At 37.1% G+C, this 25,244-nt stretch carries 23 protein-coding genes and 1 pseudogene; 16 read left to right on the forward strand and 8 right to left on the reverse strand.

Translation table 11 applies throughout. From position 1 onward, the window contains the following. Nucleotides 1–69 precede the first annotated feature (69 nt). Nucleotides 70–1,188 (forward strand): ROK family transcriptional regulator, encoded by a 1,119-nt coding sequence (locus tag AC4QJR_RS03695; RefSeq protein ID WP_496525331.1) that lies wholly within the window; start codon nt 70–72, stop codon nt 1,186–1,188. Between the two features lie 327 nt (nt 1,189–1,515). On the opposite strand, the gene AC4QJR_RS03700 is transcribed toward AC4QJR_RS03695, so the two are convergent. After that, nucleotides 1,516–1,650, reverse strand: coding sequence for a BA3454 family stress response protein (locus AC4QJR_RS03700; RefSeq protein ID WP_098575974.1), 135 nt, complete (start codon nt 1,648–1,650; stop codon nt 1,516–1,518). Between the two features lie 570 nt (nt 1,651–2,220). Here AC4QJR_RS03700 and AC4QJR_RS03705 point away from each other — a divergent pair. After that, nucleotides 2,221–2,853, forward strand: coding sequence for an MOSC domain-containing protein (locus AC4QJR_RS03705; protein ID WP_496525332.1), 633 nt, complete (start codon nt 2,221–2,223; stop codon nt 2,851–2,853). 472 nt (nt 2,854–3,325) lie between these two features. Further along, nucleotides 3,326–3,601: a hypothetical protein gene (locus tag AC4QJR_RS03710; RefSeq protein ID WP_496525333.1), complete on the forward strand. Its 276-nt coding sequence runs from the start codon at nt 3,326–3,328 to the stop codon at nt 3,599–3,601. A gap of 78 nt (nt 3,602–3,679) precedes the next feature. Here the strand turns inward: AC4QJR_RS03710 and AC4QJR_RS03715 are convergent, their stop codons facing one another. After that, a complete protein-coding gene (locus AC4QJR_RS03715) occupies nt 3,680–4,618 on the reverse strand; it encodes an amidohydrolase family protein (RefSeq protein ID WP_496525334.1) in 939 nt (312 codons plus the stop codon). Between the two features lie 33 nt (nt 4,619–4,651). Beyond that, nucleotides 4,652–5,434 carry an IclR family transcriptional regulator gene (locus tag AC4QJR_RS03720; protein ID WP_375374375.1) on the reverse strand — a complete coding sequence of 261 codons (783 nt, stop codon included), beginning with the start codon at nt 5,432–5,434 and terminating at the stop codon, nt 4,652–4,654. 318 nt (nt 5,435–5,752) lie between these two features. Here AC4QJR_RS03720 and AC4QJR_RS03725 point away from each other — a divergent pair, with 318 nt between their 5' ends. Then, complete coding sequence (locus AC4QJR_RS03725; protein ID WP_375374376.1) at nt 5,753–5,947, forward strand: 4-oxalocrotonate tautomerase; 195 nt, start codon at nt 5,753–5,755, stop codon at nt 5,945–5,947. A 27-nt stretch (nt 5,948–5,974) separates the two neighbouring features. Then, the gene (locus AC4QJR_RS03730) at nt 5,975–6,826 is read left to right on the forward strand and encodes a DODA-type extradiol aromatic ring-opening family dioxygenase (protein ID WP_496525335.1); all 852 of its coding nucleotides are present in this window, start codon (nt 5,975–5,977) and stop codon (nt 6,824–6,826) included. Between the two features lie 74 nt (nt 6,827–6,900). On the opposite strand, the pseudogene AC4QJR_RS03735 reads toward AC4QJR_RS03730, so the two are convergent. Continuing rightward, nucleotides 6,901–7,017, reverse strand: a pseudogene (locus AC4QJR_RS03735) (IS6 family transposase); the annotation flags it as partial. A 238-nt stretch (nt 7,018–7,255) separates the two neighbouring features. Here AC4QJR_RS03735 and AC4QJR_RS03740 point away from each other — a divergent pair. The 4 genes from AC4QJR_RS03740 (at nt 7,256) to AC4QJR_RS03755 (ending at nt 10,588) form a co-directional block, all read left to right on the forward strand. Next, nucleotides 7,256–8,548, forward strand: coding sequence for a Rieske 2Fe-2S domain-containing protein (locus AC4QJR_RS03740; protein WP_375374378.1), 1,293 nt, complete (start codon nt 7,256–7,258; stop codon nt 8,546–8,548). Nucleotides 8,549–8,649: 101 nt separating this feature from the next. Beyond that, a complete protein-coding gene (locus tag AC4QJR_RS03745; RefSeq protein WP_375374379.1) occupies nt 8,650–8,886 on the forward strand; it encodes a ketol-acid reductoisomerase in 237 nt (78 codons plus the stop codon). A 7-nt stretch (nt 8,887–8,893) separates the two neighbouring features. Beyond that, complete coding sequence (locus AC4QJR_RS03750; RefSeq protein WP_496525336.1) at nt 8,894–9,871, forward strand: DMT family transporter; 978 nt, start codon at nt 8,894–8,896, stop codon at nt 9,869–9,871. A 30-nt stretch (nt 9,872–9,901) separates the two neighbouring features. Continuing rightward, nucleotides 9,902–10,588 (forward strand): class II aldolase/adducin family protein, encoded by a 687-nt coding sequence (locus tag AC4QJR_RS03755; RefSeq protein ID WP_496525337.1) that lies wholly within the window; start codon nt 9,902–9,904, stop codon nt 10,586–10,588. A gap of 102 nt (nt 10,589–10,690) precedes the next feature. Here the strand turns inward: AC4QJR_RS03755 and AC4QJR_RS03760 are convergent, their stop codons facing one another. Both AC4QJR_RS03760 and pyc read right to left on the reverse strand, forming a co-directional pair. Next, nucleotides 10,691–10,933 (reverse strand): ferredoxin, encoded by a 243-nt coding sequence (locus tag AC4QJR_RS03760; protein WP_496525338.1) that lies wholly within the window; start codon nt 10,931–10,933, stop codon nt 10,691–10,693. 58 nt (nt 10,934–10,991) lie between these two features. Next, a complete protein-coding gene (gene pyc, locus AC4QJR_RS03765) occupies nt 10,992–14,477 on the reverse strand; it encodes a pyruvate carboxylase (RefSeq protein WP_496526613.1) in 3,486 nt (1,161 codons plus the stop codon). Nucleotides 14,478–15,002: 525 nt separating this feature from the next. On the opposite strand from pyc, the gene AC4QJR_RS03770 reads away from it, so the two are divergent. From AC4QJR_RS03770 to AC4QJR_RS03800, 7 genes are all read left to right on the forward strand, one after another. Further along, nucleotides 15,003–15,896, forward strand: a complete 894-nt coding sequence (locus AC4QJR_RS03770) for a LysR family transcriptional regulator (protein WP_496525339.1) — start codon at nt 15,003–15,005, stop codon at nt 15,894–15,896. A 236-nt stretch (nt 15,897–16,132) separates the two neighbouring features. Continuing rightward, entirely contained in the window at nt 16,133–17,557 is a 1,425-nt protein-coding gene (locus AC4QJR_RS03775) for a hypothetical protein (RefSeq protein WP_496525340.1), read from the forward strand. Between the two features lie 265 nt (nt 17,558–17,822). Further along, nucleotides 17,823–19,073, forward strand: coding sequence for an MFS transporter (locus AC4QJR_RS03780; protein ID WP_496525341.1), 1,251 nt, complete (start codon nt 17,823–17,825; stop codon nt 19,071–19,073). Nucleotides 19,074–19,380: 307 nt separating this feature from the next. After that, a complete protein-coding gene (locus tag AC4QJR_RS03785) occupies nt 19,381–20,661 on the forward strand; it encodes a Rieske 2Fe-2S domain-containing protein (RefSeq protein WP_496525342.1) in 1,281 nt (426 codons plus the stop codon). Between the two features lie 148 nt (nt 20,662–20,809). Beyond that, nucleotides 20,810–21,904 (forward strand): zinc-dependent alcohol dehydrogenase, encoded by a 1,095-nt coding sequence (locus AC4QJR_RS03790; protein WP_496525343.1) that lies wholly within the window; start codon nt 20,810–20,812, stop codon nt 21,902–21,904. A 196-nt stretch (nt 21,905–22,100) separates the two neighbouring features. Next, entirely contained in the window at nt 22,101–22,343 is a 243-nt protein-coding gene (locus AC4QJR_RS03795) for a Rossmann-fold NAD(P)-binding domain-containing protein (RefSeq protein ID WP_496525344.1), read from the forward strand. 300 nt (nt 22,344–22,643) lie between these two features. After that, complete coding sequence (locus AC4QJR_RS03800; protein WP_496525345.1) at nt 22,644–23,465, forward strand: DODA-type extradiol aromatic ring-opening family dioxygenase; 822 nt, start codon at nt 22,644–22,646, stop codon at nt 23,463–23,465. Nucleotides 23,466–23,596: 131 nt separating this feature from the next. On the opposite strand, the gene AC4QJR_RS03805 is transcribed toward AC4QJR_RS03800, so the two are convergent. Further along, nucleotides 23,597–24,385 (reverse strand): 2-keto-4-pentenoate hydratase, encoded by a 789-nt coding sequence (locus AC4QJR_RS03805; protein WP_496525346.1) that lies wholly within the window; start codon nt 24,383–24,385, stop codon nt 23,597–23,599. Between the two features lie 41 nt (nt 24,386–24,426). Further along, nucleotides 24,427–25,206, reverse strand: a complete 780-nt coding sequence (locus AC4QJR_RS03810) for a 2-keto-4-pentenoate hydratase (protein WP_496525347.1) — start codon at nt 25,204–25,206, stop codon at nt 24,427–24,429. Nucleotides 25,207–25,244: the final 38 nt, after the last annotated feature.

Below are 25,244 nucleotides of genomic sequence, written 5' to 3' on the forward strand. Positions count from 1 at the left end.
TGTGTGGTATATTTATGCTAAATTTAAAAAAGGATTTTTATAAAATTAGTTTTCAAAATGAGGTATAACATGGAAAATGGCATCACATTTAAAGATATAAAAAGAGGTAATTACTCCTCGATTTATCATCTCATATATCAAAATCAGAAACTTTCTAAACAAGAAATTGCGAACCAACTAAATTTAAGTTTACCAACTGTGACCCAAAATCTCGTTCGCTTGGAAAAAGAAAAATTGATTGAAAAGAGTGGGCAGTTTGAATCTTCGGTAGGCAGGCGTGCCACCGCTTATGCAATATGTCCTAAGGCTCGTATCAGCATTGGAATAGAAATTCAGAAAAGGACCGTCCAAATTATAGCCATTGATTTACGCGGCTATGCTTTTCAGCAACAGAGACTTGCGATGGATTACTCCAATGTGGAGAGGTATTATAAAGAGCTAAGCTATGCTGTACAGTCTTTCATCACATCTCTTCATGTGGAAGAGATTCTCGGGATTGGTTTTGCTGTACAAGGATTGACATCAAATGACGGTGAAAAAATAACGTATGGAAAAATATTAATCCCAACAGGATTAGAGATTGGGGTTTTTTCACAATTTCTCCATTATCCATGTAGGTTTTTACATGATGCAAAGTGTGCAGCAACAACGGAGTTGTGGGTAAGAAATGATATTGGAGATGCTGTATATCTCTCGATTGGTCCCCATCTTGGCGGAGCCATTATTATCAATGATCAAATTTATATGGGAAAACACGGACATAGCGGAACAATCGAGCATATGACGATTGATCCTAACGGGCCTTCCTGCTACTGCGGAAAAAAAGGATGCATGGAAACGTATAGCTCTATTAATGCCCTTCTGGATGAAGATGAGTCATTAGATTTTTTCTTCCAACAGGTTCGTATGGGTATCCCTTCGTATGCTGAGAGGTGGAATTCCTTTTTAGATCAACTGGCATTTTCAATCAACAATATCAATCTTGTCCTTAACAGAGAATTTATACTAGGTGGACATCTATCTCCATACTTAATAGAAGAAGACATTGACATTCTTCATGAAAAAATTAATGAAAAATCTGCATTTCCGAGCAGCGAGCCTTTTATTCACATAAGCCGTTCATCCGTTAATGGGGTACCTGTAGGTGCTGCTATCCCATTTATTCAATCCTTTTTGAATTCTATTTAATGTTTTTTTACCATAGATAAAACCCCTCTCAAATGATGAGAGGGGCTATTTTCATTAGACCCCTTGAATAAAAGATGTGTGAACTCTTTTGATGAAAGAAGAAACCAAATTCATATTATTCCGTCTAAGAATAGTAGGTATTTATCCATCTTAAATGACCTTTATTTATTTGTATTTGCAAGAAGGCTCTTTTTCTCTTCCCTTTCACTAACCCGTCCTTTTGTTAAACAAAAAAAGCCACCATTGGCAGCTAGATTTCTAGTAAAGGAAGCAATCCAAAATCTACTTTTCAAGTGGAAGTTCCATTTTAATCCCAAGATCCCGTATTTAATTTGCCCATTGTTTAAGAACTTGTTCTTGTGCTATACGATAAACTTCTTCTTCTGTTTGGTTTTTGGTAGCTATTACGTTAGTTTGATAGACTTTGCCATTATGCGTTACATAGATTGTATACTTGTACATTTTGTTCTATCTCCTTTATTTAATTCTAACTTTTTGGTTCGTGCACTTCTCTAATAAATCCAATTGCATTTAGGTATTTCTATAAATGTTTTCTAACTTTTTTATATTTTACAAATAAAATGAAATTGAATAAAGCTAAAAAAAAGGTCAAGATTTGACAAAATCTCGACTTACCAAAAATTTCTATCCCTTCTAGTAAAGGTAATGACAATAAAAGTCAATAAAATCAATAAACTTTATATGATTCTACTCTCAAATGTATTTTTTTACCCTTCCTAGATTGCGGAAAAATGTCGAAAGATAAAAACAAAATTCGTTATGACAATCCTGCTAAATAAGGCACGTTAGCGCTACAAAACAGATGAAAAAAACTATTATTTTTGTAGATTTTTCTTCATAAGGGATGCACTTGTATATTATCTTTATATGAATAGACACATAATTCCAAGTAGGTACTGCCTTTTTTGTTAAAATGTTTAGGAATATACATGATTAGCTCCTCCTTCATTTGGCCAGGGTGCGGATTTGCATATTGAATAAAGAGTTTTGTAAAAGTGAGGTAAATTCAAATTGAATCGAAAAATTATTAATTTAGCTGTTGGAAAACCGAAGGAATTTAATTGGAACAATAAAAAAGAACTTTCCGCAATCGGAAAGTCATCTGTACAAGCTGTTGAGTTGAAGAAATCTGGCTTTGTTGGTGATGATGTTCAAAACCATAAGTTTCACGGTGGCCCAGATCGTGCAGTATGTTTATATGCATTTGAGCATTACTCTTATTGGGAAGAGATATTTCAAAAAAAACTAATTCTACCTGCTTTTGGGGAAAATATTACTGCAACAGGAATGGTGGAAGAACAAGTTTGTATTGGCGATATATTTAAAATAGGGGAAACCATTGTTCAAGTAACACAAGGGAGAGTACCTTGTGCAACTATCTCCAAATATAATCAGGAGAACCAATTTTTAAAGAAAGTGGTTGAAACAACCCTAACTGGTTACTTTTTTCGGGTATTGGAAGAGGGGACGATTAATTTCGATTCGGAAATCACTCTTATTGAAAAACACTCAAAAGAAATTTCCGTTTCCTTTGCTACACAAATTCTTTTTCATCAACAACAAGATAAAACATCCGTTGAAAAAATATTGACGGTTGATGCTCTTGCAGAGGACTGGAGAAATAGATTTTTAAAATTGATATGATTTTAATAAATACTGCAGGTACATAAATAACCTAGCTTAAAAAACTAGGCTCAGATTGTAGACAAAAGGCATTCGATGAGCTTAATCGAATACCTTCTTATGGTTTTTTTGCTCGTAATTAGCATTTCATCATATGGCGGTATCTTAATTATACAAAGGGAAGATGTAAAGGTCATTAATGATTTTATAACCCTGTTGACCTTCGTTCCAGGCGGCGAAGACTCCTGCGGGAGTACGGGACAGGGGAGACCTCGCAGACGCTGAAAGCGTTGAGGAGGCTCCCCGAACCGCCCGCGGAAAGCGAAGCCGCCTGGAACGGAAATCAACAGACTAGTTTAATGTAGCCAAACAAAAAAGACTGTCAATTTAAAACCCGAAAACCTTCGGATTTGTCGACAGTCTGAAACCCCTCTCAAATGATGAGAGGGGTTATTTTCATTAGACCCCTTGAATAATAGATGTGTGAACTCTTTTGATGAAACAAGAAACCAAATTCATATTATTCCGTCTAAGAATAGTAGGTAATTATCCATCTGTATTTGCAAGAAAATTTGAAATCGGAGCAAATGTTCAAAAGGGACAAATTTTATTTATATCGGCTTCAATTGAAAGTTATGAGTTTGTAAAATTAATAACAAAAAGAGCTTATGATCCGAAATGGGAACTGGGCATTTTAATTCCCATTTTTGGAAAGATGAAATCTTCAAGGGCAATAACCGCCTCTGTCAACTTTGTGTGGCAGAGGTAATTAATTTATAGAAGTGATACACAAGCAGTCAAGCGCTTTCATAAAGCCTTGACTACTTGTCGTTCTACTATAACTCCTTTAGATAGATAGGAGAGATTTAACTCCACTCTCATTATTTGCTATAGGAGGCCAAGCACATAGGTCGAAAGGAAAATCCGATCCAGGAACTACTCTATCGGATCCAACCATTTCTACGAGAAAATTCAAGCTTGTATTGTTCCAAAGTACGTTATCAAACCAAAAGCGACGCAAGTACTCTTCTGGAGGAGCTTGCAATGAAGAGGAAACCCCTATCCATTTTTGATATCCTTTATTTAAACGCCCAATCTGGTAGGGAAGTAAGCCGCCGCCATGAGCTAGCAAAATTCTTACATTTGGATATTTGTCCAGCATACCACTTAACAATAAATCTGCAGCACAAATGGTTGTTTCCCACGGTACCCCAATTAGATTAGGCATCATCCTTTTCTGAAGTCGCGGATCCTCACAAAGCAGAGGATGAATAAAAATGATGGCTTTTTGATAATTGGCTTCCTCCCAAAAAGGAGTGAAAAATTCGTCTGTTAACATGACATTTGATAGCCCGGGCCCAATTATGGCTCCTTTTAATCCTAAATTCATCGCATGCTTTAATTCGTTTGCTGCATGAACAGGATTGTTTAATGGAATGGTAGCTAGTGCCGATAATCGCTCATTGTTGTCATGAATCCAATTACCTAGTGAACGATTGTAGACTGTTGAAAGCTCACTTGTAATATATTCAGGAAAATCATACATAAAAAGCTGGGGAATAGGTGAGACAAGGGAATGAGAAACGCCAGCTTTTTCTTGTTCCTGCAGATATAATCCAGGATTGATAAATGACTCTTTGAGCTCAAATCCCCATTTATTATTTACTGTAAGAAAGTCAGCTTGATCTGGTGATTTTTTCTCCCATCTTGCTTGAACCAAATTCTGGTTATCCTTAAGCCAAAGCAAGACATCTGGCGGAATGAAGTGAGTATGCATATCAAACAAAGTAATCACGCTCCTTTTTCTATTTTGAATAAATTAATGTTTCCAGTAACCCAGCCTCTCAGATATTTCTTTAGCTGCACTTTTCACTTTATTAATGAGTGCAGGGTTATGAGGATTCATACGGTGGACCGGTCCAACAACACTTACAGCATACATGACTTTTCCGGTGTAATCCCATATTGGGGCTGCAACCGATGCAACTCCTTCGCGAAGTTCTTCAACACTTACCGCATATCTTTGTTCCTTGACAGTTTTTAATATGTTGCGAAGGTCATCAGGATCGGCTATTGTATTCATCGTATATTTTTGAAGGCCTTCTTCGAAGAATTGTTCAATTATTTCCTCCTTCTGGTGGGCAAGGATCACTTTTCCTGAACTCGTACAGTGAAGAGGGTTTCTTCTTCCGATATGAGATAAAATTTGTACGGGATGTTTGCACTCTACCCTATTTAAATAAACAACACCCATATTTTCCAATACAGCAATATGAGCTGTTTCTCCAACCTCATTGACCAGCTTTTGGAGAACAGGTTGTGATTCACGGTTAATTTCAAGGTTTGAAGTGACTATGGTATTTAAATTAAGAATGGTGAGACCTAAACGATATTTTTGCGTCTCAGGGTCTTTATACACAAACCCTTCACTTGCGAGAGTCGCTAATAAACGACTAACTGTGCTTTTGCCCAGTCCCAATGAAGAAGCCAAGTCAGTTACCTTTTTCTCAGGTTCATCTATCGAAAAGCTTCGTAATAGACGAAGAGCATTTTTTACTGAAGAAAGCAGGTAATCTTGATTGTTCTTAGTCTCCATAAACATTCTCCTTTCTAATTGATGCTTATATAAGAACATTAATCTCTTATGATGTACAACTTATTTTAACTTAAACCTCATAACAAGTGCAATATTCTAAAAAATTTAAAAATCTTTCTTTTTAGTTCCATATAGAAGAATGAGTTTGTTGTATAATGAACAACATCCCGTTACTATAAATAACAAGAAGTCAAAGGTTGAAAAACGGATGCATTCGCTGAGCGTCTGGAAATAAGGTTTTAGCTAAACTTGACGGTTTAGGAGAAATGTCTTTTAAGATGGCAGAATAGAACATTTCTTCATGTTAGAGGAGGTGATTAGGCTATGCCGATTGTAAACATTCAGATTTTGGAAGGAAGACCCGAAGAGAAAGTGAAGGAACTCATTCATAATGTGACAGAAACCGTGAGCACTACGCTTGGTGCTCCGAAAGAAAACGTTCGTATTCTTGTATCAGAAGTGCCAAAAACTCACTGGGGAATCGGGGGTATATCTGTATCAGACATGCCAAATAGATAAACGTAAATGGAAGGGAGAGAAGTGCAAATGACGCTTGAACTAGGAATACTTACACCTCATACACCTCGCATGTGTCATGAGGATCAAGCTCCGGAATTTTTGAACGAGATCGTGGAGGGAATGCATCAAGTGGCAAAGGTTATTGAAGAAGCAAAGCCTGATGTGCTCGTGATGATTTCTTGTCATTGGTTGTCCAGTTTTAAGCATTTTGTGGATGTTACGCCTGAACACAGGGGGATTTTAACGGCATTCGAGTGTCCTGAACTTATTTCCGATGTTCCCTACTACTATCCCGGAGATACAGAGCTAGCCAACCAATTAGTAGCGGCAGGGATAGAGGCAGGTTTTCCTGTCATAGCGGTAGACGATCCAACATATGTATGGGATTACGGTACAATCGTCCCTCTTCGCTATCTTGTTCCAAAAGAGGATATCCCTGTCATTGATCTTTCAGTGACATGGGCTGCTAGTTTAGAAGAAACGTATGCTTGGGGACAACAAATAGGAAAAGTGTTACGGGAAAGCGATAAACATGTCATGTTTATCAGTAGCGGTGCTCTTTCCCATAACCTTGTAAGGGGACCGGAGGCAATGCCATCCTTGTCTGAGCAGGCTCTTGACCGTCAATTCCTAGAATATTTGCAAAACAATGACCTTTCATCTGCGAGGAACATGCTTTCTCAGTATGCGAGAAATGCGGGTGTAGAATCAGGTGGCCGTCACCTGGCAGCGCTGCTAGGTGTGCTGGAAGAGAGTAAGAAAAGTGATTATTATGGCTATGGTCAATCTTCGGGCAGTGGAAATGTGCTCATGACTTTTGAGCCTCAACATTCAAACCTTAATCATCAGAATCCCTCATATATCGTAGAGGCGAAATAAAATAGGAATCATGTTCTGATGCAAATACTTGAAGAAAATATAAAAAAGCAAAAGATTTCTAGTGACCCCTGGTCTTAAGCAACTAGTCTAAACAGTTGATGGATGAATTCTTTTTGATTTTGGACAGACTTCTCCCTTTGGAGAGTCTGTCCTTTTTTGATCATGTGCATAGCCTCTATCCCTGCAAGTAATCTCTACCTCGTATGATTACAGTAGTAACCTGTCCCTTTTCGCTGAAAAAGAAAATAAACTATCGCAACAACCTGTTTCTTTTATGGTTGCAGATAAATAATTATTAAAAAGGTTGATTATTTTTTTCATTTTGTTTCATATGCAAGAACCCTCCCTATAATACTCCCTTTTATCATCGTATAATTTTCTTATAAATGATCAATAAATTCAAAATAATCTTAAAAAGGAGAGAGCTTTATGTTAAAAAAAGAGGATAATGAAAAATTATGTCTAACGAACAAAGGAACCCCAATGGGGGAGGTATTCAGAAGATACTGGGTCCCGGCAATTCTTTCAGAAGAAGTACCTAAACCAGATAGTCCGCAAATTAGATTGAGAATATTAGGGGAAGATTTGGTTGCTTTCCGTGATTCAGAGGGGAAGGTAGCGATTTTAGACGCGTATTGTCCACATCGCCGGGCGCATTTATTCTGGGGTAGGAATGAAGAATGCGGGATTCGCTGCACATATCACGGATGGAAGTTTAATCGAGACGGTGAATGTGTAGATATGCCAAATGAACCGAGTGAAAGCAACTTTAAGCAAAAGGTTCATCTGACATCTTATCCGACTTGGGAGAAAAACGGGATCGTTTGGACCTATATGGGACCTAAAGAAAAACAGCCAAGCTTTCCGGATTATGAATGGTTGAGGGCACCTGAAACTCATTTCCAAGTGTCGAAAACCTATGAAGGCTGCAATTGGCTGCAAGCTCTTGAAGGCGGAATTGATACATCCCATTCATCGTTTGCTCATAACAACAATATCCAAGATAAAAATTCCTTACGCAACCGTGCAACAAATCCAAAGCTCGAAGTGGATAAAACGGATTACGGTTTTCGTTATGCGGGGATCCGCGATTTAAAAGATGATGGCAACTATATTCGTGCCTATCAGTTTATCATGCCGTCCCAGCAAATGCGTGGTCAGATGTTGAAGTGGCACGATGGCAGCCAAGAGGAATATCCAACCATTCGCGGTCACATATGGGTACCAATTGATGATGAAAGTGTGTGGGTCTGGAATTTTAAATATACTTCTGAACCTTCCATTCCTTTAGATCCGGAATTTTCCTTACAGCAGGAGATTGCCTTTGGAAGAGGTCCTGATGATGTACTGCCAGGTTATCGATTAAAACGAAATCCTTCCAATGATTATCTCATTGATCGAGAAGTTCAGCGCACGAAAACATTTACTGGAATAGAGGGAATTAACACTCAGGACTATGCTTTGCAGGAAACCATGGAAAAACCGTTTCCTGACCGTACAAAAGAACGTCTTGGAACTGCCGATTTAGCAATTATTGCAGCAAGACAGCTATTGTTAGAAGCGGTAAGAGAGGTGGAAAGTGGTAAGGCTCCAAAAGGGATTCATCCAGAAACCTACCGTGATGTAAGGGCTTGTGATGCCTTCCTTCCTAAGGGAGTTGATTGGAGAAAAGGTTTGAAGGAAAATATGACAGCAAAATATCAGCTTATTAAAACAAATTAATAGCAATTAACTAGAATTTCAGATTTAGATGAAATCCATGTACGATAGAATAGTTGTGAATTTTTCTATCGTACAGGCTTTTACTTTAAGGGGTGAATCGTATGGCATTAGCAGAACAATTGGTTATACCAGATTATTTATATGGTAAATCCATTGCGATACTAGGATATAGCCGAGAAGGAATGGATTTTGCAAAAATGTTACGGGATCATGATATCTCAGTCGTGATTGGGCTTAGACCAGTTGATGATTTATGGACAGAAGCAGAACGGGATGGGTTTCATGTGAAAAACCTTTGGGATGCAGTAGAATCAGCGGATATCATTCAAGTTTGGTAGCTGTGGAATGATAGGAGAAATTTTAGCTTTAGTGGCTGCCTTTTCTTTTGGCTGTGCCAATGTCATGGTGAAAAAAGGGGTATCCCCTATTTCAAAAAATAACGGAGCTTTTCTCTCTGTCCTGATAACCTTCGGACTTGCGGGCATCATCACCCTGGCCAAGGGGCTATTTCAGGATTGGCCGCAATATACAACAAAAGGGATAGCATGGTATGTTTTAGCTGGTATCTTAACAGCTTACATCGGGAGAAGTTTTCTATTTACATCTATCCAGCACTTAGGTTCAGTACGGGCTTCTACACTTAAACGTTTAAATTCACTTTTTACTGTCCTGATTGGTGTGATGTTCCTTCATGAATCGATGAACCTTATGGTTTTCAGTGGAATGATCATGATCTTTGCTAGTTCATCGTTCTTGATGTATGAAACGATTATTTCAAATAGAAGATTACAAAAAAATGAGACTGCTGCAGCGAACGAAACTACAGTAGTAAACTCAAAAAAAAATGTGAATAAAAGTATGCTTTGGATCAAACGATTTAAATTAATTACTAGTTTAGGATATATGTATGGCGTGGTATCTGCCTTAGCGTATTCGATCGGTTATGTGGTGAGAAAAGAGGGGTTGTCCGAAATTCCTGATCCATTTTTCGGCACCATGATCGGAGCGCTTGTAGGGATCCTGATATTCCTCATTATCTCTTTGCTAAAAAAGACATTCCAACAATCGATCGTGCCGACTTTTACATATTTTCAACCTTGGTTATTTGCCGCAGGAATAGCCACTTCATTAGGGCAAATTCTATATTTTTCAGCATTAATGTTTAGTGATGTATCCAGAGTAGCGATTATTACGTCAACCGATGTTATTTTTACACTTATATTGTCAGCTTTTATTTTTAAAACTCATGAGGGAACAACTAAAACTGTTTATTTGTCAGCTATTATTGCTATGATCGGAGCAGGTTTTATCGTAATTGGTTAGGCGATTATGTTAGTGGTGGGAGGTAACTATTTGAACGTTTATCATCTTGAAGAGTTAAAAAAACAGCTGGTAGAGGGGATTCGGATGTTGGAGAATATCGGACATATCGATTTTAATGGTCATTCCAGTGTTCGGATTCCTAAAACCGAATTGATTTTGATAAACTCGGCTGAAGTAAGCAGAAGTTCTTTAACTGTAGATAATATCATTACCATTGATATGACGGGAAACCTTGTTGAAGGAAGGGGTATGCCGCCAAATGAATATCCTCTTCATACACAAATTTACAAGCGTAGACCAGATGTTCAGGCGATCTGTCATACCCATCCAAGGTGGTCAACGCTCTTTACAATAGCGAAGATGCCGCTGCGTCCAGTCATTATACAAGGAGCAGTGCTGGGAACGATTCCAGTTTTCTCTAAATCTCATTCAATAAGTAACGTTGAAATTGCCGATGAATTGGCAAAAAAAATAGAAGATCATCATATTGCTCTTTTAAAGGCACATGGTGCCGTCATCACCGGTCAATCCATTATCGAAACATTTGTGCGTAGTGTGTTTTTAGAAGAGAACGCACAGCGACAATATATGGGAAGTCAATTAGGCTATGCTCATTCATTAGAGGATGAGGAAATCGTTAGTATGTCAAAATTTATTTGGCAGCCAAAAAATATTCAAAAGGTATGGGATTACCACCTTAGTAAACTTAAAAATTAAAAGCAAGGGGGACGTTTCTTCTTTCTTCCATGGAAGCAGAAGAAACGTCCCCTTGCTTTGCCGTCAATCACTGACAGCAGCAAAATGATTTTTGATTTAAATTTATTTGGTTACATAACTATTGAAGGGTTCATTAGCTATTTTTATAGATTCAGTAGGGCAACCTTCGCAGGCATCCTCTGCCTCATCGAGCAATGCGCTGGGAATTTCTACGATTCCCTGATTGTTATCTAATGTGACAAAAGCAATCCCTTCATCATCATAGTCATAAATGTCAGGTGCTGCAGCCCCACATGCTCCGCATGCAATACAAGTTTCTTTATCTACGATTGTGTACTTTGACATATCAAATACCTCCTAATATTATTTAATGAAGTTTTTTTTCTTCATCACAATAACTCATTCAAAAAACTCCCTGTTTTTTAGCTCCTTTATTTAGTATGTCAAGTTCAATCAAGAGATCACCCGTATCAATAAGATCTCCTGCTTTTACGTGGATCGCTTTCACAACGGCATCCACTGGGGCCTGTATGGTTGTTTCCATTTTCATCGCCTCAGTTACGATGAGGTGTTCTCCTTTTTTTACCTTATCTCCTGGTTCGACAATCACTTTAAGTACATTCCCCCGCATAGATGCCCCAATTTCACTTGGGTTCGCTACGTCTACTTTGCGTCGTATATCTGCTGTAACTTTAGCAGATTGATCACGGATCACTAGTTCACGAGGATAACCATTGAGCTCAAAATAAATGGTTTTAGTACCATTTGGTGACAAAGGACCAATTGCGCAGAGCTTTATGATTAATGTTTTACCTTGTTCAATCTCGACAGATATTTCCTCCCCAAGGCGAAGACCATAGAAAAAGGTTGGAGTATCAAGAACAGATAATTCACCAAATTCAACTACTAATTTCTCTCTATCCAAAAATACCTTTGGGTACATGATATAAGATATGACATCATATTCACTTACTGGACGACCAATTTTCTCTTCCAGTTCAGTCTGAACTTTATCAAAATCTACGGGTGGAAGTAATTCTCCTGGTCGGCAGGTAAAATACTCACGTTCTCTTAGAATAATGTCGCGGAGTTTTTCTGGAAATCCGCCCGAAGGTTGTCCAAGATAACCCTGGAAGAAATTTATTACGGATTCTGGAAAATCAAGGCGGTGACCCCTTTCATAAATATCTGACTCGGATAAATGGTTTTGTACCATAAATAAAGCCATGTCCCCGACAACCTTAGAGGATGGAGTTACTTTCACAATATCCCCAAGCATGTGATTAACAATAGAATAAGTTTCTTTCACTTCCTCCCAGCGATCTAACAATCCTAATGCCTTAGCTTGTTGATGGAGATTGGTATATTGACCCCCTGGCATTTCATGAGTATAAATTTCAGAATTAGGAGCATTCATTCCACTTTCAAAAGGAGCATAGTATGGACGAATATCCCCCCAATAATCGGAAAGCTTTTGTAGATTTACTGGTTCGAGGCCTGTTTCCCATTCTTGACCTCGGAGGGAAGCGACCAACCCATTTAAGCTTGGCTGGGAAGTGAATCCCGACATGGAGCTTATGGCTGTGTCCACGATATCTACTCCTGCTTCACAGGCTTTGATTAACGTTGCCATTTGATTTCCGCTTGTATCATGGGTATGAAGATGAATAGGTATACCAATTTCCTCTTTCAAAGCTTTGATTAATTTATAAGCAGCAAAAGGTTTAAGAATCCCTGCCATATCTTTTATCGCAAGAATATTTGCTCCCGACTTTTCTAAATCCTTCGCTAAATCAACGTAATATTTCAAAGAATATTTATCCCGATTGGGATCCAAGATATCTCCTGTATAACAGATGGCTGCTTCAGCCACTTTATCCGATTCCCGAACATGATAAATCGCATACTTCATATTTTCTGCCCAATTTAAACTGTCAAATATTCTAAAGATATCAATTCCCGATTCTGCTGCAAGTTTAATAAATTTTTGGATGACATTATCTGAATAATTGGTGTATCCTACAGCATTGGCGCCTCTAAAAAGCATTTGAAATAAGATGTTGGGAATGCGTTCTCTAAGGAGACGAAGTCTTTCCCATGGGTCTTCATTCAGGAACCGCATACTGGTATCAAACGTTGCTCCTCCCCACATCTCTAATGAAAATAGATTAGGAGCTAACTTGCCTATTGCTTCAGAAATATTTAGTAAATCATGCGTACGAACTCTTGTTGCAAACAAGGATTGATGGGCATCTCGAAAGGTCGTATCTGTTACTAACAATTGTTTATTAGATAGAATCCATTCCTGTAGCCCGTTTATACCTCGTTCATCTAAAATTTGTTTTGTACCTGCTGGATATTCCTGTTTAAACAGCGTGAACGGAATTCTCGGTGACTCGAAGGTCGGCTTCTTTCCAGATGGCAAACCTGGGTGACCATTCACAATAGTTTGACCAATATAGTTCAATAACTTAGTACCTCGGTCTTTGCGCTTGGGAAATTCAAATAATTCAGGCGTGCTTTCAATAAAAGATGTATTGTATTCGCCATTTAAAAAATTTGGATGCTGGATGACATTCTCGAGAAACGGAATATTGGTTTTTACTCCACGTATTCGGAACTCTTTTAAGGCTCGCAACATTTTAGCAGCAGCTTGTTCATATTTCATTGAGTAAGACGAAACTTTCACTAATAAAGAATCATAGTGTGGGCTAATGATGGCTCCTGGGCTTCCGTTTCCAGAATCTAAACGAATTCCAAAACCACCACCCGATCGGTAAGCAAGTAATCGACCTGTATCCGGAAGAAAGTTTTGCTCTGGATCTTCGGTTGTTACACGACATTGGATAGCATATCCACGAGTCATTATTTCGTTCTGATCAGGTATCGAAATTTCCGGATCTTCAAGAGCAAATCCTTCAGCAATTCGAATTTGGGACTGTACGATGTCAATCCCGGTAATCATCTCAGTGATCGTGTGTTCTACTTGAACACGAGGATTTACCTCAATGAAATAAAACTTGTGATCTTCGGTCACAAGAAATTCAACTGTGCCTGCATTAACATACTCCGATGCTTTCATTAAATTTAAAGCAGCAGCATGGATTTGATGACATACATGAGAGGGTAAAGAAACACTTGGTGCCACTTCTACCACTTTCTGATGACGTCTTTGGATCGAACAGTCTCGTTCAAATAAATGAACGATCTTCCCATAACGATCCGCTAAAATTTGAACTTCAATATGTTTTGGATTTTCAAGATATTTTTCAATATATACGGATGCATTACCAAATGAAGATTGGGCTTCTGAGCGTGCCCTCTCTAGTGATTCTTGTAATTCCTCGTCACTTCGAACAATACGCATCCCACGGCCGCCACCCCCTGATGACGCTTTGATGATAATAGGATAACCGTGTTCTTGAACAAAGTGCAGGGCATCTTGCAACGTTTCAATCGGCTTGGGTGTACCTGGAATAACAGGAATTTCAGCCTTTAACGCAATTTCTCTAGCATCTACTTTATCTCCGAACATCTTAATATGTTCGGGTGACGGACCGATAAATACAATCCCTTCCTCTTCACACCTTTGAGCAAACTCTGCATTTTCGGCCAGAAATCCATATCCTGGATGAATGGCATCCACATGATTACGATGAGCAACTTCTAAAATACTTTCGATGTCAAGATAAGCTTCAATTGGTCCTTTTTCTTTGCCAATTAGATAAGATTCATCAGCTTTGAAACGGTGTAAAGAAATGTTATCTTCCTCAGAGTAAACTGCAACGGTACGAATTCCCAGCTCTGTGCAAGCCCGAAAAATGCGGATGGCAATTTCCCCTCGATTCGCGACTAATATTTTCTTAAAAGGCGTGATTGTTTTGTTCATCATCTTTTACTCCTCTTTAAAACAACATGAAATTACGTCAAAAGAAATACTTTATCGAATTTTCACACTATTCTCTTGTTTGAGTTAATGATAGAGTATAAAAAAACCTTATACAAGACCAGCGTTCTTTTATGAGCAACAAAAAACAAAAAATGATATAAAAAATTGGTTCTGGTGCAAAAACTTTAAGAAATTGCATGTTAAAAATGGATGTGGTCAGTATGGAAAGGAAAATTTATTTAAGTGGAAACATTATCAACCTGATATTATTTTATTAACCTTGAAATTGATAAAGCTAGAAATAATTAAATTATTTATAATTGATTAAATTTTAATTCTATTAATATAATAAAAATAAAAGTATAATAATTTAATATAAATTCATTTATTGAAATTAATGATAAGGGGAAATGGTCATTTTCTATCAACCGCCGCGATTAATTTTAATCAGTTTGTAATTAATTACATTAAATGACTACAGTCTGAAATAATATAAACTGAAAAATATAGAGGGGGAAAAAGGAGATGGAATTAAAGAATATTGAAGCTTTTCTTCAGGTAGTAGAAAAGGGCAGTTTTTCTGCTGCCGCCAATGCACTTTATATTAGCCAGCCTACTATTAGCGTTCGAATTCAACAAATCGAAAAAGACTTAAATACTACATTATTTGTAAGAGAAAATGGAAAAAAAACAGAATTAACATCTTCTGGTAAAATTGTTTATCCGTTTTTCTATGAGGCTTTTCAACTTATTAAAAAGGGGGAAGCCAGTCTAGAGGAAAAGATGGATACACCTAAGCAAATAAAAATTTTTTGTACCCATCATATGGGAGTAGAGATCCTGCCGGAAATATTAAAAATGTTATATGAATCCTTTCCTGGTATTGATTTCCCCATCGACATTAGATCTACCGAGCAAATCACAGAGGATATTGAAACTGGGAAAATTGATATAGGATTTGCTTACTTAAATCCGAAAGAAAAACATCAGGATCTTTCGTTCATTAAGATTTCAAATGAGAAAAATATTCTGGTGTGTGCACCGGAACATCGGCTAACAAATTTAGATAAGGTTGTCCCAGCGGATTTGGAGAAAGAACGAATTATTGTATACAATCGCGAGTTTATTACGACAAAATTTATTAGTGAGTTTTTAGAGAAAAATCATTTAAGGGAATATAAAGACGTGGAAATAAGTAATATAGGATGGTTGAAAATGATGGTTCGTAAGGGATTAGGGATTGCTTTTCTCCAAGAAACGATTGTAAAGGAAGAACTAAAGAACGGAACTCTTAAAAAAATTCCTCTTAAAAAATCCCTGCCATCGACCTCTATTTACTTGTTTATACATTCTAAAATCCCTCAAAAAATAAAGGATACGATTATAAAAACTTCTAAAAATATTTTTATGCAACATTAAAAAATAAAGTTAACGTCAGATAGTCTTCATCTGTATATAGATGGGGGCTATTTTTCGTTTATGTAAAACCAGAAGATCAAAGTTTTTGAAATATTTGTTTGTATAGAAAAGTTAAATGACGATTATCAATAATTTCAATTTGATAAAGGAAAAATTTATCAATACACTAGTGATAATTGAGAATGATTATTAAATATGCAAAATAGATCATTCATTGCGATAAGGGGGTTATTGTTTTGGCGGGAAAGGAATACGAAGAAAGGAAGAATCGCGCAAAATTATTAAGACTAGCAAGGTCGATTATTTTTAATCTACTATTTTTAGTTTATATTGTTCATCTATTTTTGCCTTTTCATCAATCTGGATTTATTTTAAGCATTTGCAGTTTTTTTGCTTTATTAATTTCATTACCAGGCCTCCAATTTTTTTATCAATTAATCATCGTTATTGCAGTTTCTTTTTCTTTAAGTTTAATGTATTTAAATCACATGTTTTCATGGAAGGCAATTACTTATTTTTCGGGGATGACAAATATCCTGGTTCTCTTAGCGTATGCTCCGCTGTTTGCCATCCCTGTTCTATTGGGTGGATATCCACAAAATATTTATAATCTTTGCAAAACAAAAGTAACTTCATTTAAAGGGATGTATGCAACATTTTCTGTCGTTACTTTTATTGTATGTTCCGTTATGTCTGCGTCGGCTATCCCTACTATTCAGACAACATTATCTAATTTTTTACAAAGACTCTCTCCTTCATTTGCAAATAAATTTCAATCTATTACGTTTGTCAGGCCATTTATTATGACCTTATTTTGGACCCCAATTGCGGCGGCGCCTGCAATTGCAATATCGGGAACAGGAGCAAAGGCTTCAGTTATTTTGCCAATTACTTTTGTCTTAGCCGTTCTATTTATGTTTGTTGATATTTCAACCTGTTATTTCCGATTAAAAGGGGAGGCTCATAAACAATTTATCGTTGATGAGTCCGATCGAAATCTTTTCATTACAAAGAAAGAAAAAATAAATTTACTTTACTTTCTTTTCAGTTTTTCCATTTTTATTGGATTAATTATGTTTCTAAGTCATTGGATGGCTTATTCCATCCTCGATGCGGTGATTATGACCATTATTCCATACTCCTTTATTTGGTCATTGACATTAAAAAAAGGAAAACAATATTTTAAAGAACTTAAAGTTCGAATGCTTGATCATGTTCCGCGGGTTTACCCTCAGGTAGCCATTTTTATCGCCATTTCTATATTAATCAATATTATTGATCATTCTTATGTTAGTCAATCGATAAATCATGGTGTGAGGTTAATAAGTTTATCAATAGGACCATTTTTTTTATTGTTTATTAGTTTAATTGTTTTCATTTTAACGTGGATGGGGATCATTCCTCAATTAGTTGTTTATTTAATAACCGAGACACTAAATTTACATGTTATGAATGTATCTCCCGAATGGTTAGCGTTAGCAATTCTTGGTGGTGCTTTAGCAGGATCAGCGTCAAGTCCATTCACAATGAATGCAAACATCATAGCCGTAACAATTAATGAAAGCCCAATGAATGTTGTTAAACATAATTTAATATTTGCTTTGTTACTTTTATTTGTAACTTCCTCGTTATCCTTATATTTGCAGATGTATTTTCCGTAATGATCCTATAAAATATATTAATATATTAACACTATTAATAAGGTATTAAACTTTTTAATATACCTGATAAAAAGAATCAATTTGAAAACGCTTTATTTCTGTAAGAAAATACAACTTGAAAAGTTTAAAAAACAAAGGGGGAATAAAAAATACTATCTAAGAAAGATAATTTTGTACTTACGAGAACTGTCCCTGAAACACCAATTGGAAAGGTACTAAGAAGTTATTCGATTCTTAAAAAAATTTATAGGGGGAATAAGAAAAAATGAACAATAAGTTGAAATTGGCTTTTGTAGCCTTATCCATTGCTTGGTTAGCCTATTTACTTTCATATGTAAGTAGAATGTCCTGGTCTCCAATTATTCCTGTGGCTTCAAAAGACTTGGGTATTAACGCTGCTCAAGCTGGAAGCTATATGACAGCTTTTTACATTGGCTATGTTATTACACAGATTCCTGGCGGTTTTCTTGTTGATAAATATGGTTATCGTAAGGTCTTCCTTTCATGTTTTTCAATGCTGGGTATATTTACTTTACTTACTGGAATTGCACCAAATTTTGAATTGGGAATGGTCACAAGGGTATTAACCGGAATGGGTGCAGGGGCTATTTTTTCAGCAGGTATTGTGTTAATTAATGATTGGTTTCCTGAAAATAAGCGCGGACTGGCGAATGGACTTTTTATGACATCTACTTCATTAGCCGTTTCCTTGGTAAACCTTTATGTCCCTACCGTTGCTAATGGTCTTGGTTGGAGATATGCGTTTTACATTGGGGGTATTCTTCCGTTAATCGCGTTAGTGATCGGATTCTTTGTTCTTAAAGAATTCACTCCGGTTTCTCAAAAGAAAAAAGAAGGTCAAATTAATAAAGTTTCTGGCAGTGATATGCTGTCACTGCTTAAAAATAAGAATCTAATGTTAGTAGGGATTGCAGGTTTTGGCGGGCAATGGGCTACAACGGCAATTGCAACGTGGACTAATTCGTATTTAAATAAATCGTTGCATCTTAGTTTAGTCCAAGCTGGTTTTCTCATGTCGATCTTTGGATTTGCAGCATTGTTGGGTAAACCAATTACAGGGATTTTATCAGATTACGTTAATCGAAAAGCTCTTACGATTTGGATTTTGGTTTTATTAGGTCCAGTGTTAATCTTGTTCGGACTAAACAAAAATCTTCCATTAGTCTATTTGTTAATTCCATTGATGGGTATTTTAGGTTATGCATTTTACCCTGTTTTGAATACGGTAATTGGCCAATCGGTAGAAAAAAGACTATTGGGAACGGCATCCGGTTTAGTTAATATGATTTGGCAACTAGGTGCGATGATCTCGCCATTGGCTGTAGGTGCCGTCATTGATAAGACAGGCAGTTACTTTTATTGTTTCGCTGCAATGGCTGTTGCACCATTCATAGGAGGACTAGTATTCTTATTTATTAAATTAGAGAAAAAGGCAGCTGTCCATAAGCAAATTACTGATGAAGATACATTGATCGAAAAGCAACAGTTGATCTGAATTGCTAGGCAGGGGCAGGAGTATTAAAAAGCTACTTTCCTTATTAGTGATATAAACGAGAAATATTAAACTGTCTGTTTTAATTTCTGAAAATTACGAATAGGAAAAAATAGAATTTGATCTCTTAAAAGACCTGTAACAAGGTTGCATCACTCTAAGGCGATTTGGCTATTAATACCGAAATACAGTTGCTCTTATTAACAAGCTATTAATGTTTTCTATATTTAGAATAAAAAGAATCAATTTGAAAACGCTATTTTTTTGTAAGAAAATAAAACTAGAAAATAAATAAAAGGGGAAATGAAAAATGCTATCTCGCAAAGATAATGAGCTATTAACAAGAACTGGTCCTGAAACAAAAATGGGAAAGGTACTAAGAAGTTATTGGATTCCGGCACTAATGACGGAGGAACTTCCACATCCTGATTGTCCACCTGTGAGAGTAAAGCTTTTAGGGGAAGAACTAATCGCATTTCGCGATACAAACGGAAAGCTGGGGATGGTGGATGAATATTGTCCACACCGTAAAGTATCTTTATTCTATGGCCGAAATGAGGAATGTGGGCTAAGATGCGCCTATCATGGCTGGAAATTCGACACAAACGGAAAATGTGTAGACTTACCTTCCGAACCGCCGGAAAGTAAGTTTAAGGATAAAATAACAATAAAGTCATATCCTTGTGAAGAACGCGGGGGAGTGATTTGGACCTATATGGGAGATCCTGAATCGATGCCCCCATTACCAGAACAAGAATGGATGCTCGTTTCTGATAAGCAGAGATATATTTCTAAGAAAATAGAAGAATGCAATTATTTCCAAGCATTAGAGGGCGGAATTGATTCCAGTCATGTATCTATTCTTCATTCCGGTTCTGTTGGAGGCTTGGGAGTTTCGAAAAATAGTAACAGTCCTACCTTATTAACGAAGGATACATCGCCCCGCTTTGAAGTTGCCGAAGCCGAATATGGATTATTAATCGGTGCAAGAAGAAAGGCTGATGAGGACAACTTCTATTGGAGGATTACCCAATTTCTAATGCCTTTCTTTACGATGATTCCACCATTTGGAGGAGCACCGCGTGGAGGTCATGCATGGGTGCCAATGGATGATGAAAATTGCTGGGTTTGGAGCTGGAGCTGGACGCCGGGCCGTGAACTTACGGAGGAAGAAATTGAGCAGATGAAGTCTGGAGCAGGAATTCACCCGTTATTGATCCCTGGTACATTCCGGCCGGTAGCGAATAAAGACAATAATTATCTGATTGACCGAGAAATGCAAAAACGAGGAGAATCTTTTGCGGGAATATTTGGGGTAGGAATGGAAGACCATGCCGTTCAAGTAAGTGCGGGTCCGGTTGTTGATCGATCCCAAGAAAAGTTGGGAACGAGTGATACAGCGATTATAAAGGCACGCCAATGTTTGTTAAAAGCCGTCAAGGCTTTAGAAAATGGAGAAAAGCTGCCAGCTCTTGATCCGAGTACACATAGAATCCGTTCTGCATCTGTTTTACTTCCAAAAGGTGTTCCATTCCAGGAAGGAGCAAAGGAAGCTTTGGAACTAAGAGAAAAGGATTTTGAGGCTGTATAATAGATTACTGGAATTTGAATTTATTTGGACAATATCTTAATCCTACAATAGTTTTCATGGTTTTAAACAGGGGTAATAAAAACATATTTAATATTGAAAATAAAACGGGGTAAGGGACCTAAATAAGGATTCTTAGAGGAGGGTATTCATGGGAGAAACAGCATTATCTGCAGTAGCAACGAGTACCAAACATACAGAGATTAAAGAAGTTCAATTACCAGATATAGATAAAGATACAGGTATTTTAAAAGTAGAAATTGTAGGGGTCTGTGGTACGGATGTTTCTTATTATAATAATTTAAAAGAACCTATGATTTTAGGGCACCATGTAGTAGGTCATATTTACAAAATTGGTGAATTAGCTTCGAAGCGCTGGGGAGTTAAAGAAGGCGACCGGATTGTCATGGAAGAGTATATTCCTTGCGGTCAATGTGAATTTTGTCGAACCGGTTTATATCGTTTATGTGTAAGCACGAATCCAAAAGCGAATGGAATAAGATATGGAGCTACACCAATGGCTATTGAACCATCGCTTTACGGAGGTTTCAGTCAATATTTATACCTGCATCCCAATGCTGTAATCCACAAAATTCCAGCTCATGTTCCAGCTGATGAGGCAGCATTGACATTACCATTATCTAACGGATTTGAATGGATGCGAATCATCGGGCAAGTCGGCCCCGGGGATGTTGTAGTTATTCAAGGTCCAGGCCAGCAAGGACTGGCATGTGCTTTAGCTGCAAAAGCAGCCGGAGCTGAAACGGTAATTATGACTGGACGAAATAGTAGTGCTGAACGTCTGAAGCTGGCTCTGGAACTTGGTGCTGATTATACGGTTAATGTAAGTTCAGAGGATTTGATCGAAAAGGTTTCTGAAATAACGAATGGAAAAATGGCTGATTTGGTTATTGATGTAACGAGTGGAGGAACGGACCCTGTCATCTCATCATTAGAAGTGGTAAAAACAAGAGGTACTGTGTTATTAGGAGCATTAAAACACCAACGCTTCAATGATTTTGATCTTGATATCATCTATAACAAATCGTTAACAATTAAAGGAGTTCGCGGACATAGTTATAAATCGGTACAAATGGCTGTAGAGCTTATATCTTCCGGTAAATTTCCACTCGGTATCATGAATTCACATAATTATAAATTAAGTGAGACCGACCTGGCTTTAAGAACAGCTGCAGGAGAGATTGACTCATCCCGGTTATTAGTTACCGTCTCACCGTGGATGTAAAATTTAAAACAAAACTTCATAAAGCTCCTTTTTGCAAAGGGGCTTTTTGAAGCTTGAAAAGAACCACAAATAAACTTTTAAAACATTATTCTCCTATCAACTTTTTTAAACCTTTTAATTAAAATAATTAAATTGAATTAATAGCTTAATATTTATAATAGCATAAAAATCTAAATTTTTTAAAAGAGGGAATATTATGACTGACCATGAACTTAAACAAATGATTCTAAAGTGTTACAGAGGCAAAACTGTTGCCATTCTTGGATATCAAGAAAACGGAGGACAAGAACGTGCTTTTTTTCTAAGAGATCATGGAATAGACGTTGTTATTGGCCTTAGGATCGGAGATGAAAATTGGGAGTTAGCAGAACAAGATGGATTTATAGTGCTGCCAGTTTGGGAGGCAACAGAAATTTCCCAAGTTGCCCAGGTCTGGTAAGAGGTGAACATCCATGTATGACTTTCACACACATTTCATTCCTGTTGATGTATTGGACTGGCATAAAGAAAATAAAACTGCAGTAAGGCCTCCAACAAAAATGAGTGATAAAGGGGCTTTATTCTTTACTAGACTATGCGAATTAAATAAACTTACGAAAATCTCCATTTTGTTCCATATAGAAGAATAACATCCTTGTAGGAGAAAAAGGAATACGCCACTATTAACATAGTGGTTAAATTTTTTTAATATAAAAATAATTCAAACTATATACAAAAAATAATCTAGGAGGAATTATTCATGTCAATTGAGTTAAGCATGCTTGTACCACACGCTCCAAGTCTTTGCCACGAGGATAAAGCACCGGATTTTCAGCAAAACATAGTTGCAGGTTTGAAAGAAGTTGCAAAGGAAATTGCCCAAATCAAACCGGATGTGATTGTTTTAGTTTCTTGTCACTGGCCATCTACTTTTGCACATTATGTTGACTGTAATCCAGTTCATAAAGGGCTGCTGACTGCACAGGAAGCTCCAGATATGATTACAGACGTTCCATATAATTACTCTGGTGACGAAAACTTGGGAAAAAAATTAGTAGAAGCCGGAAAAGCGGCCAATATTCCAGTCGAAGGGGTATACGGGGGGCATTTCGAGTGGGATTATGGTACGGTTGTACCTTTACGGTATCTCGTCCCAAAAGAAGATATACCTGTTATCAACCTATCTGTTACGCTAGCTGCTAATATCGAAGAAACCTATAAATGGGGCCAAGTCATCGCTAAGGTTTTAGAAGATACGAAGGAGAAGGTTGTTTTCGTTTCAAGCGGTGCTTTATCCCATAACTTAGTACGTGGAAGACACAATATGCCAACTCTTTCTGAACATGCCCTTAATAAAGAGTTTTTAGATTTAATTATGAATAAAAATTATAATGCTGCCTATCAAATGCTGCCACAATTTTCAAGTATAGCTAAAGTAGAATCAGGCGGCCGACATGTAGCGATGCTTTTGGGAGTCATCGACATAGATTGTACTCCAGTTTATTATGCAGACGGACAATCATCGGGAAGCTGGAATCCCCTTATTACGTTTTCGAAAAACAAGGTTTCAAGTTTAAAGTAGTATGTTTCCAAGTATATGAATAGTAATAGAATCTATCAAAATTACAAAAAAACAGATGTTTGAAGAATCGTTCTTCTTGAAACATCTGTTTTTTTATTATACTTTCAAGTATGAAATTAAGATATATTAAATTATTCTGTAACAGTGAAAGTAACTTCCCCGAGACCATCAAATTTAGCAGAAACAAAATCCCCTACGTTTAACAGTACTGCACTTGTTATCGCTCCGGATAAAATGATGTCACCTTTCAAAATTTTTTCACCTTTTCTTGCAAGCATATTGGCTAATACAGCAATTGCATTGGCAGGATGTCCTAAAACGGCTGCACCCGTACCTAGTTCTCTAATTTTTCCATTAATCGATAATGTTGAGCCTACTAATTCCAAGTCAAACTCACTAGGTTTTTTAAGCGTATTTCCAAATACTACTCTGGAAGCAGACGTATTATCGGCAATAACATCTGTATGTGTAAAGTTAAAATTTTCATAGCGGCTGTCGATAATTTCAAGTGCAGGTAAAACATACTCTGTTTTTGCCAGTACCTGAGCGCTTGTAATCCCAGGTCCTTCAATATCCTCGCCGATTACGAAAGCAATTTCTGCTTCTACTTTTGGGTGAATTAGTTCAGAATAAGGAAGTGCACCTCCGTTATCAATCAGCATATAATCGAACACATATCCGTAAATTGGTTCCGAAACACCCATTTGATCCCATTTTGCTTTACTTGTTAATCCCATTTTAGGCCCAACAATTCTCTTGCCCTCATCCAATTTTTTCTGAACAAGTAATTCTTGTGCTTCATAAGCCTCTTCGACTGTTAAATCTGGTTTAATTTTTGAAGTAACCTTTACAACCTCACGTTTATCTACTTCTGCAGCAATTAAGTAATCAGCAATTTGCCTAATAATCTCACTAGCCATTTTTTCTCCTCTTTCGTCACTTTAATTAGTCTATTAAGTTATTATTTAAAGTTAACACTTACTTGTCCAAGATGAGCAAACCTTGCTGTAAAATTGTCTCCAGGATTTGCAACTACCATGCCAGATAATGCCCCTGACAGGATGACTTCACCGGCTTTTAGGGTAATATCGTATTCGGCTAAACGGTTGGCAAGCCATGCGACACAAGTCGCAGGATTTCCAAGTGCAGCTGCACCTACCCCGGTATTCACCACTTCACCATTTTGGTATAAAACCATACCAATTAATTCAAGATTAATATCTTCAATTTTTGTCGGCGTGCCTCCTAAAACAAACAATCCAGAAGAAGCATTATCAGCAACTGTGTCCTGCAGTTTAATTTTCCAATCTTGCACCCGACTGTCAACAATTTCTAGGGCAGGAACAACATAATCTGTTGCTTGTAATACATCAAGAGCAGTAACATTTGGACCTTTTAAATCTTTTTTCAAAACAAAGGCGATTTCACCTTCAATTTTTGGCTGGAGCATTTTTTCGCAAAAAATCGTACCTCCATTTTCAACCACCATGCTATCTAATAGATGTCCATAGTCAGGCTCGTCAACTCCCAACATTTTTTGAACTGCAACGGAGGTTAGACCGATTTTTTTGCCGACAATTTTTTGTCCTTCATTTAATTTCTTTTTGATATTTTCCAATTGAATATAGTAGGCTTCATCAACCGTAATTTCTGGATCAACTGTTGTTATAGGGTCAATTCCAACGTGTTTCCTTTCAGCTTCTAATAATTGAGCTGAAAACTTTTCAATTTTACTAGTCAATTGAATACATCCTTTCTATTTATTTAAAGAGTCTCACG

It is taken from the genome of Neobacillus sp. BP17, assembly GCF_059579525.1.